The sequence below is a fragment of the Bdellovibrio bacteriovorus genome, assembly GCF_002208115.1.
Taxonomy (GTDB): Bacteria; Bdellovibrionota; Bdellovibrionia; order Bdellovibrionales; family Bdellovibrionaceae; genus Bdellovibrio; species Bdellovibrio bacteriovorus_C.
Window position 1 is genome coordinate 2117218 of record NZ_CP020946.1, and the last position, 17375, is coordinate 2134592.

The following is a 17375-nucleotide window of genomic DNA, read 5'->3' on the forward strand; positions in this document are numbered from 1 at the left end:
GCCTCCTCACGGACAGTGAGATAATCTCTTCTATTCAAGAGGTGCCAAATGAAGGTCTTTATGTTCGCGGCGTCTTTGCGCCAGGGCTCGTACAACAAAAAACTTATTCGCGTGGCCGCCGAGATGGTTCAGGATCTGCCTTTTTGTGAAGTGGACCTTTGTGAATTCAATGAGTTCCCTTTACCCATGTACGATGCAGACCTTGAATCCTCCAAAGGTGTCCCTCAAGGCGCCAAAGAGCTGGGAAAGAAGTTCAGCGAAGCTGACGCCATTATCATTTCAAGCCCCGAGTACAATGGCAGCATTCCGGGCACCTTTAAAAACGCCATCGACTGGCTGTCGCGATTAAAACCTGTGCCCCTCGAAAAAAAGCACATTCTGCTGCTGGGGGCATCCCCGGGTGCCTTGGCGGCCGTGCGCGGCAACCTGCACGCCCGAGTGCCATTGCATGTGCTCAAGTCCTATGTTTATCCCGAATACTTTGGAGTGGCGAAAGCCGACGAGGCCTTTGATAAAGAGGGGAAGTTAAAAGATGAAAAGCAGATTGAAAAGCTACGGACTATGATTGCGGACTTTATCCACTTTGCCGCAAGGAAAGAAACTCCCTTTGAAAAGCTCACCGAGTTTGTGGATGAAAAAATCCACGAACAACACAACTAAAACTCTGACAGCAGGTGCGGCTGTATCGCACCAACCGAAAGGGATGATCACCTCATCCCTTTTTAATTCAACTCCACAAAAACTACTGACAGATAAAGATGCGCGGAGCGGTTCTCAACTGACCATCAGCCAAAGAAGCCGTGATCGGAGTTGAGGGAACAAACTCCCTGGTATTTCCTGGCGCCCTATGCTTCCACAAACCAAACAGAACCTCGCCCTTTTCACAGTTGGCTTCGCTGGAAGGCCATTCCCCAGCTACGACCACATAGTTATAAAGTTTGGAGTGACCATCATCATTGTTTTCAGTTCCGGCAGGCAGAATAACATGGGGGAAGCGAACACCCTCAGAGCCGCCACGCGCTTCAAATTTCAAATCATCAAAGATGGCCTGGCCGTATTCGCTGTACTCATCAGCCAGACCACTTTGGTCATTCAGAGCACGGAAGTAGTTTAAATCATAGCGCATCCCCAGCGGATACTGCTTGATGAAAGAAATCGGACTGGAGGCGCCCGTGGTGGTCGGAAAAATCCCCTTGGTGCAAACATAATAGGAAAAAGTCAGAGCGTCGACCGTCACATCCTTGATCAAAGGAAATGCAAAGGTTCTAACCCCATCTCCGCCGAATTTATTTCCATACAAAGAGAACAAAGTGACGTTACTCATTAATTCAATGACGTGACCATCCGCCTTGGCCCACTTCTCAGAATTGGGCTGCACGGTGGACACGAAGGCTTTCACTTCCCCCAGATCACACTCATTGCGAAACACATCACTCCAGGCAAAAGAAACAGAAGACACCAGTTGCAAAAGAAGAAGTCCAGAGACAGTCAGAAATTTTGTTTTCATAAACACACCTTTGTGATGATTGGTATTGTCTAACTGAATTGCACAGCCGGTGCCAGTCAAATTACGGTCTCAAAACCATCACAATCCTTCTGAAGGCCCTGCTGCCGATTTCCCGACAGCCCCTTCTGCCGCCATTCCCGCACCTGCCGAAACCCCGGCATAAAATAAAAAAGGAGTGGTCTTCGCCACTCCTTTGCATTTTTTAGAATGTAATTGCTGAAAAAACCTAACCCGCGTTGCGCGGAGCTGCCGAGGCAACGGGCGCTGCTGGCACCGGCACAACCACGGCCGACGGAATCGGCTCAATGTGTGTGGCTTCAACCTTGGCTACTTGCTCTTCGGTTTTTTTGCCTTCACCCAGGTTCAAAATAACGACACCAGCAATGATCAATGTTGTCGCCACCACTTTCTGCAGAGGCAAAGGCTCATTGAAAATAACCAGTCCCAGGAATGCCATCAAGGCTGTTCCCACTCCCGCCCAGATCGCGTACACGTTACTGACCGGAAGATATTTAAGCGCCACAGTGAGGCTTATAAAGCAGATTCCATGACATGCTACTGTGAGCACGGATGGGAGCACCTTTGTAAACCCCTCTGAGTACTTCATCGTGATCGTACCGAAAACCTCGAATATAATTGCTGCTGCAAGATACACGTATGCCATAAGACACCCTGTCGCATCTCGACCCTTTCTATCGTATTAAATTGTGTTTACCCCGTGTCTCGGATGAACCTCCGAGAGATCTTTTTTTGAACCAGTCGACAAAAAAGACTTAAAAAGCGAACAGGAGAAAGCTCCTGTATTTGATATAACTAGAATACCACAGCCCTTTAAAAAAAGCTCTCATGACTCGACTCCAATGAGATTATGCAGTCATTTCATGGATTTAGTGGTGAGACACAGCGAATATTTTTAGTCCAAATTTTGTTTGATTACACATTTCTGTGTTTATAGAAATTCCCCTTTTGAAACAAAAAAGGACCTCCAAAGGGCAAGTTCAACGTCTCTGAATGATGTGAAAATGAAAGAAAAGATCCGAGCCGCTTCGCCAGCGGTCGCACTCGCCAACCCTGGTAAGCACCTTCACCAGTAAACTTTTGCATCTGATTGAGGCGATAAAGAGATTCAAGGGGCCATTGAAATGCCAGGAAGGCATTTCGAAGGGAAGTCCACGAAGTGGGTTTGCAGCAATCCACTTCCAGATTTTAGACACAAAAAAACCCGGATTACTTTCGTAACCCGGGTTCAAGTAAAATAGAGCTGGCGTCTTGTCAACACCCTCTCAAACATTTTTTCGAAAATTTTCAAAAGAACTTTTTCGAAAAAATATTTGATCCTCAATCAACGTTCAAACGCGCCAAAAATAATTGAATTCAAATCAACTACTTAAGAACCCTGTCTGTGTTTGGAATCAAACATAACGTCGGTGAGGTCCTGATTTATAGGCCTATTGCCCTTTACTGGCAAGGCCTTTTTTAAATAAATAAAAGTGTAGAAAAATGTAGAAAAATAGGGCAAAAATTGCGCTTTATGCCGCCTTAATGGGCACAAACCGGCTCCGCAGCGCTTCATGCCTGAAAAAGAGGAGCCCATTTATAGCGCATTTCAGAGGAAATCTCTGGATATCATCGCCTTTGGCACCCTCCAAAAACGAAAAAAGCCCCTTCTATATAAGAAAGGGCCTTTAAAAGCGCTCTTCTAAGTACGGCGGGACTTCTTATTGTCGTTCATGTGTTCAATCTTATCCCCCAGATCATGAATGGCCTGACCGGTTTTAGGGGCTTTTTCAGAGATCTTCTGACCGACCTTCTCAATTTTGTCCCCCACCTTATGGGAGAGGCTTTCTTTTTCACCCTGTTTTGAAGCCATAAAGAACCTCCTGGTTCGTTTTCTTTATTCTATTACTTAAAGAGACGGCTTCAGAAAGAATCCACCAACAGTGCCAGCTTACATTCAACAATCCATCACCTTGGTTTGGCGCCGATGAATTTAGACATAAAAAAAGCCGCCCCTAAGGACGGCTTCATTGTTTAGATCACTGTCTCATCATGTCCGAAGACTTTGCGATACTTCGCCATGAACCAGTTCTGGAATCTATCGACATACAGATGCACGGCGGGAATCACATACAAAGTCAGCAAAGTGGAACTGATCGTCCCGCCAATGACGACAATCCCCAGGCTTGTGCGGGATTTTGAAGCTTCATTCAACCCGATCGCGACTGGCACCATACCCGCAATCAATGCAAGACTGGTCATGATGATCGGACGAAGGCGGGTTTCCCCGGCTTTCAGCAACGCCTCCGTCGGAGAAGTGCCTTGCTTTTGTTGTTCCGCCGCTGAATCAATCAACAAGATCGAGTTCTTGGTTGCAAGACCCATCAACATCACACACCCGATCATCGAAAACAGATCGAAACTGGAGCGTGTGATAAATAACGACAAGAAAGCCCCGCAGGCTGCCAGTGGAATCACCGACATGATCGTCACCGGAGTGATGAAAGAGCCATACAAGCTTGCCAGCACCAGATAGATGAACATAACCCCCAAGCCCAGCGACACCAGAATGTTGGTCATTAGTTCGGCGAAACGTTCCGCCTCGCCCACGAAGCTGAAGGTCACCCCTGGTGGCGGCTTGAGCTCTGTCTTGGACAGACTGTTGATTTCCGCAATCACCCCACCAAGGCCTTTGCCACCCGGAGTGATATCCGCAGAAAGCTGGATGTAACGGTTGCGGTTTTCACGCAGGATCACAGACGGCCCCTGAGCCTCTTTCAAATGAGCCACGTTGGCCAGAGGCACCAATCGCTGGCTTAAGTTCGGAACCTTCAGACTGGGGTACTGCTCCCGCAAATCGCGCTGATCCGGCTGCAGGCGCACGCGCACATCATAGTTCACGCCATTTTCACGATAGATGGCCGGTGTCTGACCTTCGATCAAAGTACGGAGCTCCATTCCCACACCCACCAGGGACACTCCGGAGGCCTGGGCATTTTCACGCTTTAGCTGCACCTGAAATTCAGGCTTGCCCGCACGGTAACTTGTATCCGGCTGGGACAGACCGGGTTCGGCCTTCAGCTTGGCCAGCACTTTTTCCGAATACTGAATCAGATCGTTCATGTTCTGACCCACGATATTTAAGTTGAACTGACGGCTGTTCTGCTGTCCCGGGTTGTCCGTCACGATGATGTTGTATTTTTCAAGGCCCTTATAGGCTTCACGCAAAGCCGCTTTGGTCTGTGTGGTGTTCAGGCTGCGCTTTTTAGACGGCACAAGACGGATATACAGGCTTCCTTTGTGAGGTTCGCCATTACCCGTACCCACGAAGGTCAGAATATCCTCAATCTCAGGGAACTTGCGGGTGCGATTTTCGATCTCTTTGGCGATCACATCAGTGCCATCAAGACTGGCTCCCGGAGAAAGCTCAAACTGCACATAGAATTCACCATTGTCCTGCGCGGGCAGGAATGTGAAGGGCACACGCGTGGCGATAAAGAGCGAGAACACGAAGATTCCCACCGAAGCCAGGATGGTTTTTGCTGGATGTGCCAGGGCCCAGCCAAGGGTTTTTACGTACCACTGTTCCAGACGGGTCTGGAAGCGGTCAAAGGCCTTAAGAGCTCTTTGATTCCAGATGCCGAACCGCGAGGTTGGGGGTTTGTGAGAATGCTCCCCTGCAACATACGCTGACAGAGTCGGCGCCACAAAAAGCCCGTCAAACAAACTGACAATCATGGCAAAGCAGATCGTCAGGCCAAACTGCTTGAAGAACTGCCCCACGATCCCCTGCAGATTTCCGATCGGACCGAACACCGCTAGAATGGTCAAAGTCGTGGCCACAACTGCAAGTGTCACTTCGTTGGTGCCAACCACTGCGGCCTTTTTCGGTGACATGCCGATTTCAAGTTTGCGGAAAATATTTTCCCGCACCACGATGGCATCATCCACCAGAAGACCCACGACCAAACTCATTGCCAGCAGACTCATGATATTGATGGAGAATCCAAAGATACCCATCATGATACACGCCCCTAACAAAGAATTGGGCAACGCAAACCCCGTAATAAGCGTGGATTTCATACTGCCCAGGAAGAAGTAGACCACAAGAATGGTCAGTATCACCCCGAAGATAATGGATTCATATACGTCATAGACGTTGGCGCGGATCTTGTTGCTGGTATCCTGGACGATCTTCATCCGGGCGTCCACACCCTGGGCTTTGAAGTCCTCGTTGATCTTGGCCACTTTTCTGGCGATGTCGTCGGCGACTTTGACCGAGTTGGCTCCGGACTGGCGATAGATGCTAAAATTAATAGCCTTTTTCCCATTCAGACGACTGCGCGAACTTTCGTCCTGCAAGGTGTCTTCAATCTTCGCCACCGTGCCAATGGTGATCGGGTGATATACGTCCGCCAGACGAAGCACTGTAGAGCCGATTTCATGCACGGACTGATACTGCCCCAGAGTACGGAATGAAAACTGAGTCTCACCGACGTCGATTTTACCGGCAGGAATATTTCGTCCCCCACTGCGCAGGGCTTCGGCCACCGTGCTTGCAGAAATGTCCGTGCCGTTCAGGCGGTCCCGATTCAGGCTGACATGAATTTCACGCTTGCGCCCGCCGAGGATCTCAACCTGCCCGACCTGATAAACCTGTTCAAACTGGGGGGAAATGATTTCCTTGGCCAGATCGTAAAGCTTCCCGTCCTCCATATCAGCCTGCAGGGAAATGTACATGATGGGTGCATCCGAGGGACCGACCTTTCGGATAACAGGCTCATCCACATCCTCTGGCAGTTCGCGCATGGAGTTTTGCACTTTGGCGCGGACTTCCTGCTCAGCAAAGTTCAGGTTCGTCTTTAAAGAGAACTCGATACTGAGAATACTGACCCCCTCCATATTCTGGGAAGAGACCTTCTGAACCCCGGAGATGGTGGAAACCTGATCTTCCAGCACTTTGGTGATTTCAGTTTCAACTTCCTGAGGACCGGCACCGGCATACGAAGTCACAACCACGACTGTGGGAAGCGTGACATCGGGATACAGATCGATGGGAAGATTTTTTAAAGAGATGCCTCCGAGAGTCAGCATAAGGATGACAAGAGACATGATAAGAACCGGTTGGCGTACTGATAGTAAAGCTGGTGACATAGTGGCGGGAAATTAGCAGCTAGGCTGAAACCGGACAACTGAAGAGATATTCGAGGGGCGAAGGAGTCTTTTCGTGGGGATCTTTATACGATACTATGACCTTTTTATGAGCCATTTAGTGGCATTTTGGATCATTTTTTGATACCCTCAGGATGATGATTGCGACTCCGAACCAAATGCTGCAATCTGGTTTCAGAAAGCAATGGGGCTTTCTGAAAAAGGCAGGTATCAAATGAAAAAAATCTTTTATGTGATGTGTGCACTGCTTGGTTTTGACAGTCTGGATGTGGATTGCAGTCACATTTTGGAGCGCGAGTTCCGCAGAAACTTTAAAAGGTAGGATCTGATGAACGAGTTTAAGTCCCAGAAAATAAAAGCAGTTCTTAAAGTTCTTTTGAAAAAGAAAGGTCTTACCTATGAAGCCCTGGCCGAGCAGATGGAGTGCTCTGTTCCCACAATCAAAAGAATTCTGGGGCCCGAAGAACTTACCCTGAACCGACTTCTTCATCTGTGTGAAATTTTGGACACCAATCTTGCAGAGATTGAAACCCTGACTGCAGAAGAAGAAACCGGCAGCCCGTCGTTCACCGAAGAACAGGACGCTTTTCTGGCGAAGAACAAGAATTACTTCGCCTACCTGATGAAGCTGTTTGACGGAATGACCCCAAAACAAATTGCTGACGAGTATCAACTCACCGCCAGAAGCACGGACAAGTACCTGATCGGCCTTGAAAAGCACGATCTGATCCGCGTGACCGGAAAACAAAAAGTCAAACCGGCCTTCAAAACGGTTCCAAATCTGGGGAACGGAGCCCTGGCGCGGGCCCACTCAGAGTCCTTCATCAAAAGCATCGCCTATTTCTTTATCGATCTGGTGCGTGAAGGTCTTTATTCACAAAAGAAAAAAGAAGAGCGCAACCAGGCAACATTCTCCACCCAGGTCGTGAAAGTCTCCAAAGCCAGCTATCTGGCCTGGATTGAAGAGCAGCAAAAGTCCATGCGCAGTTTTGAAAAACTGGCCACTTATGAAGAAAAAACCAAAGCCCCCGAAGAACTGATGTCAGCGGTGATTGTTTCTGCGCACACCCTTCTGAAGCACGACTACGAGGGTTTGAAAAAGATCAGCTCCACTTTCGGCGAAATCACCAACTTCTAAAAAGGACGGGGTGATTGCTTTTTGTCAATCACCTCGCTTGCTTCCAGCTCTCTTGACTGCTGTCATCGCAACCAGTTTTCCCTGTCCCTTGTTTGTGCGCATAAGGATAATGAACGCTTACGGAGGTCCTATGCCAGAGATTGCCGAAGTCGAAACCGTACGCCGTCATCTTGACAAAGCCCTGCGCGGTAAAAGAATCAAGGAAGTCATCTATGAAGAAAAAGACCGACACCTGTTTGCTTTTGTCTCCGCAAAAGCTGTGAAAAAAGCACTGGAAGGAGCACGCATCACCGGGACTGGCAGAAAAGGAAAGTATTTCTGGCTGGAGCTGGATCGCAAACCCTGGCCTTTATTTCATCTGGGCATGAGCGGAAACGTCTCGCTGCTGACCGATCCGTCAGACGCCAAACATCGTAACATCTGGGGCGGCAAGAGACTGTGGAGTCTTGAGGATGAAAGTGAGCACAGTATGATCTGGTTTTGCCGCTTGCTGCTTCGCTTGGAGAGAAAAATCGAGATGGCATTCAGCGATCCCCGCCGCTTTGGCCGGATGTGGCTGACGGAAGATCCCTGGCAGCACCCGCGCATCGCCAAGCTGGGCTTTGATCCTTTATTGGATTTTCCCACGGGAAAAGATCTTTACGAGCGTCTGCACAAACGAAAAAAATCCATCAAAGCGGTGATGCTGGATCAAGGCCTTTTTGCCGGCATCGGAAACTGGCTGGGGGATGAAATTCTGTTCCAGGCAAGAATATCCCCGCATCGCCTGGCCTCGGAACTGAGCCCCGCCGAAGTGGCGACATTACGCAAGGTGACCCTGGCGGTTGTAAAAAAAGCTGTGGCCGTCGACGCGGACTATGAACGCTTTCCCAAAACCTGGCTGTTTCATGAACGCTGGGGCAAATCGAAAACTGCCAAAACCCACAAAGGACACAAAATAAAACACGAAGAAATTGCCGGACGCACGACTGCCTGGGTTCCTGACTGGCAAAGTTAGGACCTTGGCCAAAGCCGCAGCTTGTTTTAAATCAGCAGGCAGGGGTTTTAATTTCCGTTCCTGTCGCCGCATCGGAAAATATCCAGACGACAGGAGGATCTTATGACTGAGAAGAAAAATAAATCGGTGCGGGGCCCGGATCTGCGAAAGAAAATCATCGACTCTCAGGAAAAGGGCGAGAACTACCGCTCCGAACATCAGGGAACGGACCTGATTGACACGAACACCGTTCACGAGGACCAGACCACACGAAATCGCAGCTCGTCCGAGCACAGCTCGAAAAAATAGCCCGGGAGGGACCATGATCCCTGATCACATTGACGTACTGAAGCGGCGCCAGACTCCCCTGCTTAAACACGGGGACTTGCAGGATGTGATTCTGCACATCAAGGATCGCAAAGTGGTGATGCTTGGTGAAGCCTCCCATGGGACTCACGAATATTATCACTGGCGCGCACAAATCACGCAGGAACTTATCAGTAAACACGGCTTTCATTTTGTCGCGGTGGAAGGCGACTGGCCTTCGTGTCAGTATCTGGATCGCTATGTCCGCTCCAGCACTCTGGACAAACTTCCTTTTGTTCATTTTGCACGCTGGCCGGCCTGGATGTGGGCCAATGAAGAGGTGCGTGATTTCACGACTTGGCTTAAATCGCACAATCATCTGAAAAATGAAAAGCCCGTGGGCTTTCATGGGCTGGATGTGTATTCATTGTTTGAATCCATTGATGCTATTTTTAAAACGGTCGGAGAAATCGAACCGGATCTGCTGGCGCCCCTGAAGGAGTATTACAGCTGCTTTGCATCTTACCGGCACGATGAAAAGAAATACGTGAAGGACCTGATGCGAAACTATAAAGGCTGCCGGGACGAGGCCGTGTCGGCCCTGGAGGAATTGCTTGAAAAAAACATGACCCGTCCGGACAACTCTCTTTTTGATGCGATTCAAAATGCCCGGGTCATCAAGAATGCCGAAAGCTACTACAGGGCCATGACGGACTTTGAGGACAGTTCATGGAATGTGCGGGATCGCCACATGCTGGAAACTCTGGAGGCTCTGCTTCACCATTACGGACCCGATGCCAAAGCGATCGTGTGGGCTCATAATACCCATATCGGCGACTATCGCGCGACGGACATGGTGCTGGAAGGAAGCGTCAACATCGGCGGACTTGCCCGGGAGATCTTTGGCGAAAGGAACGTCGCCTTGGTGGGGTTTGGCAGCTATCAGGGAAGTGTTATTGCCTCTCCGGCATGGGCCGGCCCGGTGCGGGTGATGAATCTGCCGCGAGCGCAGAGTGGCAGTTATGAAGACCTGTTTCATCAAGTGGCCTATGCTTCAGGATACAAAAATTTTTCTTTGAATTTCTTCAAGGAGGATCGCTCCAAACTCTGGGCTCAATCCCGCGGTCACCGCGCAGTGGGTGTGGTTTACAATCCCCATCATGAACGCGGCAACTATGTTTCAACCAAAATTGCCGAGCGCTATGACAGCTTTCTGTTCTTCGATGAGTCGCGGGCTTTAAGTCCTCTCAAACAGGAGATTGATCGATCGGAAATACCCGAAACGTATCCTTCGGGCTTATAGCCCGAGGATCGAGTGCTTGAGTGCCTCGATGACAAGTTTTTCTGCCGGGATCTTGCCAAACTCGGGACGATAAACCAGAGAAATCTGATCCTTGAAGCTGGGAAGCTGGGGCAGAGACTTTAACGACAGACCCGACATCTCGACGGCACGGCCCGGGATGATTCCGTAACCAATACGTTCATGCACCATTTTACAAATCAGCTCCAGACTGTCGGTCGAGATCACCTTTTCCGGGCGGTCCTTCCATTTTTTCAAAATGGACTGAGTCTGGAACAGGTTCAGATTGCAGATAATGGTGTCGTGAGCTTCGTTTTTGGCCGACCAAACACCGACAGTGTCCTGAGCCATTTTATGAATCACCAAGTCCGGCACTTCGGCAGGATTGATGACCACTCCGATATCAATATTTCCCTTTTGAATCTCCATCTGAACACTGCGCGACAGATCATGACGAAGTTCGATTTTATAGTCCGGAGCTTTTTCCTTCAAATAGGTGACGGCCCTGGGAATCGAGTACTGGGCCACCGTCATGTGGCAGCCAATCGTCACTGTGCGACCCGCGAACACACGCTCATGATCAGCATCAAAATCAAGCTCTTGCAAAGACTGCAGGGCTCTTTGCGCCTTCCCCAGAAACACCCGGCCACTTGGAGTGAGCTGAATCCCGGAACGGGAGCGGTAGAAAAGCACAGTCCCCAGATCTGATTCCAGGCGCTTCAAGCTTTCAGAAAGAGCCGGCTGACTGATCTCCAGTTTCTGCGCGGCCTGAATAATCGTGGTGCAGGTGCTGGTGTGAACAAAGTTTTCGATATCGCGAATCTTGTATTTCATAAGCAAATACTTATCACAATTCAGCACACAATCCACATTTAACTATACACAATAGGTCCCGCTTTTCAGGTCATTCCTCATTCTGACACCCGGCCATTCCGGAGTAATCACCAGGATAATTCAACACCCGAGTGTAACCCCAGGTGAAGATTTGCCGGGCGATATCCGGAGCTCCCCCGCCTTGACTGCATACGACGATGATTATTGACTCCGGAGTCATGCCCTTGGCCGCGATCACTTTTGTTGCTTCTTCCGCCGACAGGGGTTTTAACGTCGACGCCGGAATATTACTGACTGGCATTTTGGTGATGGGGTCCATACTCATGTTGAATTGGACAAAATCCGCTTCCCTGCGCACATCCAACACATGAGCTTTGAGTTTAGCCTGGCTAAATGGCATTCCGAAAGTGGGGGCCAATTGCTGACTGGGTGCCCGCCCCCCGAGGGAGCTCATTCTCGCCTTGGTGCTCCACTGGGCAACTTCATTTTTTTGGGACAAATAAGATTTCAATTGCGGCAAATCAATCTGAATGGGCCCCGGCCGGGTTTGGCATCCACAAGACAAGACAACCGTCAGCAGCATTAATAATTTTAATTTCATAAAATCATCTTATCGCGACTGCGGCGCCCTCACATATAGTCATTTCGAGGTCTCACAAATCACAAATCTGCTGAATTGCAAGGGGGCGCCCGGGATTCATCAGGTGTTATCTTAAAATACCCGTTGAAGTCATAGAATCAATGTCATCAATGTACATCAGCCGGAGGGTGAAGAGGTCTCCGGCGCTCAAACCACGGTCGTCCCATCTGCGGGTGTTACAATAACTCATGATCGAGTCTGCATCGTATTCTGTGTAGCCGAAGCCCCACTTCATACCCTCTTTCGTTTTGCCACCGATGGCGCAGGTGGAGTGAGGATGATCGTGTTCGTGATACAGACCTGCGATATGACCAAACTCATGTACGACCGTGGACTTATTTAAGCCTCCGGCAAAGAAGTGCACGACCCCCGAAGCTCCCGGAAAGTCCTTGGATTGATAAATAAGCTGAACCCCCACCGATGCGGAGGCCCGCGTGCCACCCAACCACTTCAAAGCATTCTTCGGGCGATAGTTGATGACGACTTTACTTTTGTCACCCAAAACGCAGTCCTCAAATCCGACAAAATGAATGCCCGTGCGGGATGCGGTGAACTCATCCTCGATCCAACGACGAACTTGCTCTTTGTCTTGGGACTTCCAGACGGATCGACGGTAGTCTTCTTTCGAGTTTTGCACTGGATTGGCAAAGCAAACTTTCACAGCTTCAGGGCGCCAACGACGCCAAGTAAACATGCCAGCCTTTGCCTGCAAAGCGGAGCTTAGAATAAGGAATACAAGCAATAGGTTCCAAATCGCGTCAGCATACAGGGATCTGTTTGTTTTGAATGGAATATTAAAGAGAAGGAAATTGGGGTGAGTAACGGGGCTTGAACCCGCGACACTCGGAATCACAATCCGATGCTCTACCAACTGAGCTATACCCACCACAAAGGAAGATCTTTTATAGGGCCTTGCCAAAGAAAGTGCAAGCAAGAAAATGGCCCCGAAATACAGATTTTAAAAAGCCCTAGTAATCACAAGGGCCTACGACCACCTGCGCCTTACAGGCACTGCCCCCTTTTTCGGCATCAAGGACAGTTTCCTCAGCCCATTCGCCATTGGCGTTGCAGCGATGGCGAACACAGGAAACCCCCGGCACCGCCACGAGACAGGCTTTCTTTTCTTTCTTCGGGTTGTTGAAGCATGTCCAGGAACACTCGTTAAAACGGCCGGCCGGTTTTTCACAGATAGCGCCAGCCTTCTTGCTGTCCGCCTTGGCCTTGGCGGCCCGCGCCTGCTCAGAGGCCTGTTTTTTCAGGCGCATTTTCTCGGCCTCACTGGCTTTGGACAGCTCTTTCAAATCAATGGCCGTGACCGTGGTCAAACGACCGCGGGGGATTTTTCGGCCCTGCAGAAGGATGTCATAGGCTATTTCACCACCCTCGATCACACCTTGAAAACCGACCTGCTGACCGCTTTGAACTTTTGCCGAGTCTTCGCCGTTCAATGCCGAAAACTCCATGGAGCCCTCAAACATCTTCACTCCGGCAAAGGCTTTCCCCGGATCGATGCTTAAGACATAGTCGCCAGCAGGAGCGATAAACTCGAAAAGATCCGAACGCACAGCCACATTGTAGGGCCCCTTGTCCTTCAGGGACTGGCGCCAATGCACATGGCCCGACTTCAGATTCAGCACAGGGGCCTCGCCCCCTTCCCAACTGATCACAGGAATAACAAGTTCACTTCCACCCAGAACAGTGAAGCTGCGCTTTTCATCAAGTTGTACTTTAACTTCCCCATCCAATGAGGTTTCCAGAGTCGCTTTTTCCCGCAGAGTCGTGGGGCCACGAAGAGACAGGCGCTTGCCGTCTTTCCCCGTCAACCAGACCTGACCACGAACTTCGCGCACCGCCGGGTATTTGGGGACTGTAGCCAAAGCATGGGAATCCACCCAAGTGATTCCCGCCAGCAGCAAAATCGCAAACAGACTGTTAAGGCTTTTTGTGAACACGTTCCATCTCCCACTGTTTGGCGAACTTCAAGAACAGCGAATAGGCCGCTCCGACTGCAATCACAAAACCCGGCATCCCGTCCATGAAGCCGCGCTTTACGAAATAGGTCTCAATGAACTTACCCCAGGGCTTAAAGATCAGCTTTAAGTAAGAGAATTTCTTGCCCGAAGCGGCAAGCTGCTTGGCGCCCAGCGTGGAATAGCGGTCGTTGGTGATGACCTGATCACTCAGGCCATCAAACACCCAGTGCAGCAGATCCCGCTTCATTTTCAGCATGCGCTTAACTTCCACTTTTTCGTGTACATCTGCGGAATTCCACTGGGAACGGGATTTATTAAACAATCTCAGTTGATAGTCAGGATACCAGCCACCGTATTTAATCCAGCGCCCCAGATGATAGGACTTGCGCGGAAACAGGTAACCCGCCTCCGGATCCAAAGAATGGAAACTTTCATAAAGCTCGGAAGCAAGTTCGGGACTGAGAGCCTCGTCGGCATCCAAAGACAAGACCCAGTCATTTTTGGCTTGGGCGGCGGCAAAGGCCTTCTGAGGACCAAAACCCTTCCATTTTTCCTGGAACACCCGGGCGCCGCACTTTTGAGCAATCTCAACGGTGCGATCCGTCGAAAAGCTGTCGACCACGACAACATCGTCTACAAAGGCGGCAGAGCGAATGCAGCGCTCAATGTGCGCCTCTTCGTTCAAGGTAATGATCACGAGGGAAATGGGAAGTTTCGTCACGGAATCAGATTCTCTTTGGATCAAGGTCTTGTCAAACGATTCACGACTCGATACCATTTTTTGAATCGAAAGGCTTTTATCCATGAATTTTGCTAAATACTTCGTTTTAGGTCTGTTTCTAACCTCTCAAGCGCATGCTTACCTGAGCATCGCGGAATCCGGCGAATTGCTGGCTCCGGGCAAATATCAAGTGGGTGTTGAGCCTCAGCTTTTGACCAACAAAGGCAATGGTGCCAACTTCAACGTGTTCTTTGATACCGCACTGAGTGATTCTTCCAGCGCACGTATCAGTATGGGTGCCGGCGCGGTGGACTTTAACACTTTTGCCAGTGTTAAGTGGATTCCGATCCCTGACGTGGACAATCAGCCTGCAATGGGCCTTCGTGCCGGCGCGGGCATTGCCCGTGATGAAGATGAAAATCTGATCCAACTGCAATTTGCTCCGCTGGTCAGCAAACGTTTTGACACAGAATACGGATTGACCGTGCCTTATCTGGCGGTGCCGTTTACATTCCTGAATACCAAAGACGAGAACTTCGTTGCCTCCAATCTGGCATTGGGAAGCGAGTTCCACTATGTTGACTGGAAAGAGGTCAACATGGGGGCGGAAGTGGGTATCGACCTGAACAAGTCTTATTCCTACATCTCTCTTTATCTGACATTCCCTTTTGAAAGCCACAAAGGATTCGGGAAATAATATGTTTTCATGGTTCTTTAAGGACGAAACCGGAACAGCCGCAGATCTTTACGTAGATTTGGGGACTGCCAATACACTCATCGCAGCTCGCGGCAAAGGGATCATCCTGAATGAACCCTCGCTGATTGCCTACCAGCAGACCAGCCCCGGCAAAAAACGCGTGATCGCTGTGGGAAATGACGCCAAAGAAAAACTGGCAAACAATCCCGGCAGCATCTTTGCTCAAAAGCCGATTCGCGATGGCGTGATCGCCGACTTTGAAACCTCTGAAGTGATGCTGAAGCACTTCCTAAGTCAGCCAGGAGTCAAAGGCGCCTTTTCCCGCCCGCGTGTGGTGGTGTCACTTCCCTACGGTGTGACTGAGGTTGAAAAGAAAGCCGTGATTGAATCCTGTAAAGCGGCGGGCGCAAAAGAGGTTTATCTGATCGATGAGCCGATGGCGGCCGCGATTGGGTCAGGCCTGAACGTAAAGTCCGCAGAAGGCAACATGATCATCGACATCGGCGGCGGGACCACGGAAGTGGCCGTGATCGCTTTGGCCGACATCGTTTACTGTGAAGCCGCCCGCGTGGGTGGTCACCGTTTGGACGATGCAATCATTGATTACTTCAAGAAATACAAAAAACTGATCATCTCTGACACCACGGCGGAATACCTGAAGGTCACCATCGGAACTGCGGTTCCGAAAAAAGACATTCGCAGCGTCACCATTTCCGGACGCGATGCCGATACCGGCATGAATCGCACAATGGAAGTCAGCTCTGAAGATGTCGGCCTGGCGATGAACGGTTGTATTCAAGAGGTCATCAATGCGATTCACCGTGCATTGGAACACACCCCGCCAGAGTTGGTTTCTGATATCATCGAAAGAGGTATCACGCTGGCTGGCGGTGGCGCTTTGATTCGCGACTTTGATCTGCGCATTCAGAATGAGGTTCGCCTGCAGGTTCGCATCGCGGAAGATCCGCTGACAGCGATCGCCAAGGGCGGCGAAGCAGTTCTGAGTGATCCAGAACTGCTCGATAAAATCCAACTGGAAGTTTAGAGTTTCGCTAGAATTTCACAGGGGTCGTTTTCGGCCCCTTTTTCATATCCTCACGCAAAAGCTGCAAAAGCTTAAACGCCAGCGGACCTTGTTTGCCCTCGCCGATCTGCTGACCTTCGTATTCAGTCACCGGCAACACATCCAAAGTGGTTCCGATCATCATCGCTTCCGAAGCACTTAGGATGTCCTGCTCGGTCAGATCCTTTTCCTGAATCGACTTTAACTCCCCGGCGGCCAGCAGACTTTCTGCCAGATCAAAGGTGCGCATCATGGTTGTGCCCTTTAGAATCTGACGCAATTTGGGACGAATCAGGTTTTTATCCTTATCAATCAGCACGATATTTTCTGTACTGCCTTCCGTGACAAACCCTTGCGGATCAATACCGATGGTGAAATCGATTTTACGATCCACACTTTCTTTTTTCATCATCACATTCGGAAGATAGTTGCAGGTTTTAATCCGCGCCAGCCACGGGTCCTTTGGAATGACCTGGCTGCGCCCGACCTTCACGCCCTTTAAGTATTTTTCATCAGTGAACGGTGTGAACGACGTCACGATCAAATACATTTGGGAACTGATGGAATCGTAAGGATTTGTCGTAAAATATCCCGGCCCCCGAGAGATATAAAGTCGCAAGACTGCATAGGGGGCCCCCGCAATGCGGGTGGTTTCCAGAATGATCTTTTTCATGTCTTCCAGACTGTGCGGCAGACTGATGCCGATCTGCTGAGCCGAGGACTGCAGACGCTCCAGATGCTCCTGCATCAAAAAGACCTGACCATCCACGACTTTGATCGCCTCAAAGACCCCATCCCCGCGGTGCACCAGGTGATCATCCACCGGAACCATCATCAACCCCGGATCCTTGATAACCCCTCCATACCAACTGCTGTACATGGCAAGATAGCTGCCTTGCGCCGGGTATTGTCGTTTTAAAAGTTGGGCCTGAACATCCGCAGAAGAAAGAATGGGTAGATTCATAAACGTCCTTAATAAAAAATCACCGTTTTATTCTAGATTCATGGCCTTATCAGAGTGAAGTTTTTTTTGTTTTTAATTTGACCATCC

17 protein-coding genes and 1 tRNA gene are annotated in these 17375 nt (G+C 49.9%); 7 read left to right on the forward strand and 11 right to left on the reverse strand.

Going from position 1 to position 17375, the window contains the following annotated elements:
- The first annotated feature begins 48 nt into the window (after positions 1-48).
- Entirely contained in the window at positions 49-660 is a 612-nt protein-coding gene (locus B9G79_RS10225; RefSeq protein WP_088565418.1) for an NADPH-dependent FMN reductase, read from the forward strand.
- Between the two features lie 82 nt (positions 661-742).
- On the opposite strand, the gene B9G79_RS10230 is transcribed toward B9G79_RS10225, so the two are convergent.
- The 4 genes from B9G79_RS10230 to B9G79_RS10240 form a co-directional block, all read right to left on the reverse strand.
- A complete protein-coding gene (locus B9G79_RS10230) occupies positions 743-1507 on the reverse strand; it encodes a tail fiber protein (RefSeq protein WP_157678768.1) in 765 nt (254 codons plus the stop codon).
- Positions 1508-1733: 226 nt separating this feature from the next.
- The gene (locus tag B9G79_RS10235) at positions 1734-2171 is read right to left on the reverse strand and encodes a DMT family transporter (protein ID WP_088565420.1); all 438 of its coding nucleotides are present in this window, start codon (positions 2169-2171) and stop codon (positions 1734-1736) included.
- Positions 2172-3206: 1035 nt separating this feature from the next.
- Positions 3207-3377 carry a hypothetical protein gene (locus B9G79_RS18205; RefSeq protein WP_198297999.1) on the reverse strand — a complete coding sequence of 57 codons (171 nt, stop codon included), beginning with the start codon at positions 3375-3377 and terminating at the stop codon, positions 3207-3209.
- A gap of 161 nt (positions 3378-3538) precedes the next feature.
- Positions 3539-6616, reverse strand: a complete 3078-nt coding sequence (locus B9G79_RS10240; protein ID WP_232468556.1) for an efflux RND transporter permease subunit — start codon at positions 6614-6616, stop codon at positions 3539-3541.
- Between the two features lie 388 nt (positions 6617-7004).
- On the opposite strand from B9G79_RS10240, the gene B9G79_RS10245 reads away from it, so the two are divergent.
- From B9G79_RS10245 to B9G79_RS10260, 4 genes are all read left to right on the forward strand, one after another.
- Complete coding sequence (locus B9G79_RS10245; protein ID WP_088565422.1) at positions 7005-7814, forward strand: helix-turn-helix domain-containing protein; 810 nt, start codon at positions 7005-7007, stop codon at positions 7812-7814.
- A 109-nt stretch (positions 7815-7923) separates the two neighbouring features.
- On the forward strand, positions 7924-8811 hold the full coding sequence (locus B9G79_RS10250) for an Fpg/Nei family DNA glycosylase (RefSeq protein WP_088565423.1): 888 nt from the start codon (positions 7924-7926) through the stop codon (positions 8809-8811).
- Between the two features lie 102 nt (positions 8812-8913).
- On the forward strand, positions 8914-9099 hold the full coding sequence (locus B9G79_RS10255; RefSeq protein ID WP_088565424.1) for a hypothetical protein: 186 nt from the start codon (positions 8914-8916) through the stop codon (positions 9097-9099).
- Between the two features lie 13 nt (positions 9100-9112).
- A complete protein-coding gene (locus B9G79_RS10260; protein ID WP_088565425.1) occupies positions 9113-10399 on the forward strand; it encodes an erythromycin esterase family protein in 1287 nt (428 codons plus the stop codon).
- On the opposite strand, the gene B9G79_RS10265 is transcribed toward B9G79_RS10260, so the two are convergent.
- From B9G79_RS10265 to B9G79_RS10290, 6 genes are all read right to left on the reverse strand, one after another.
- Complete coding sequence (locus B9G79_RS10265) at positions 10394-11230, reverse strand: LysR family transcriptional regulator (RefSeq protein WP_088565426.1); 837 nt, start codon at positions 11228-11230, stop codon at positions 10394-10396. The two genes, B9G79_RS10260 and B9G79_RS10265, sit on opposite strands and share 6 nt — an antisense overlap.
- Before the next feature lie 70 nt (positions 11231-11300).
- Complete coding sequence (locus tag B9G79_RS10270; RefSeq protein WP_232468557.1) at positions 11301-11831, reverse strand: rhodanese-like domain-containing protein; 531 nt, start codon at positions 11829-11831, stop codon at positions 11301-11303.
- Between the two features lie 106 nt (positions 11832-11937).
- A complete protein-coding gene (locus B9G79_RS10275; RefSeq protein WP_088565427.1) occupies positions 11938-12564 on the reverse strand; it encodes a hypothetical protein in 627 nt (208 codons plus the stop codon).
- Positions 12565-12680: 116 nt separating this feature from the next.
- Positions 12681-12756: transfer RNA gene (locus B9G79_RS10280), tRNA-His, on the reverse strand.
- Positions 12757-12838: 82 nt separating this feature from the next.
- Positions 12839-13822, reverse strand: coding sequence for a hypothetical protein (locus B9G79_RS10285; protein WP_088565428.1), 984 nt, complete (start codon positions 13820-13822; stop codon positions 12839-12841).
- The gene (locus B9G79_RS10290) at positions 13803-14564 is read right to left on the reverse strand and encodes a glycosyltransferase family 2 protein (RefSeq protein ID WP_232468559.1); all 762 of its coding nucleotides are present in this window, start codon (positions 14562-14564) and stop codon (positions 13803-13805) included. Before B9G79_RS10290 ends, B9G79_RS10285 begins: the two co-directional genes overlap by 20 nt.
- A gap of 82 nt (positions 14565-14646) precedes the next feature.
- Between B9G79_RS10290 and B9G79_RS10295 the strand changes: the two genes are divergently transcribed.
- Both B9G79_RS10295 and B9G79_RS10300 read left to right on the forward strand, forming a co-directional pair.
- Positions 14647-15261, forward strand: coding sequence for a hypothetical protein (locus B9G79_RS10295; protein ID WP_088565430.1), 615 nt, complete (start codon positions 14647-14649; stop codon positions 15259-15261).
- 1 nt (position 15262) lies between these two features.
- The gene (locus B9G79_RS10300; protein ID WP_088565431.1) at positions 15263-16306 is read left to right on the forward strand and encodes a rod shape-determining protein; all 1044 of its coding nucleotides are present in this window, start codon (positions 15263-15265) and stop codon (positions 16304-16306) included.
- Between the two features lie 7 nt (positions 16307-16313).
- On the opposite strand, the gene B9G79_RS10305 is transcribed toward B9G79_RS10300, so the two are convergent.
- Entirely contained in the window at positions 16314-17288 is a 975-nt protein-coding gene (locus B9G79_RS10305) for an aminotransferase class IV (RefSeq protein WP_088565432.1), read from the reverse strand.
- Positions 17289-17375: the final 87 nt, after the last annotated feature.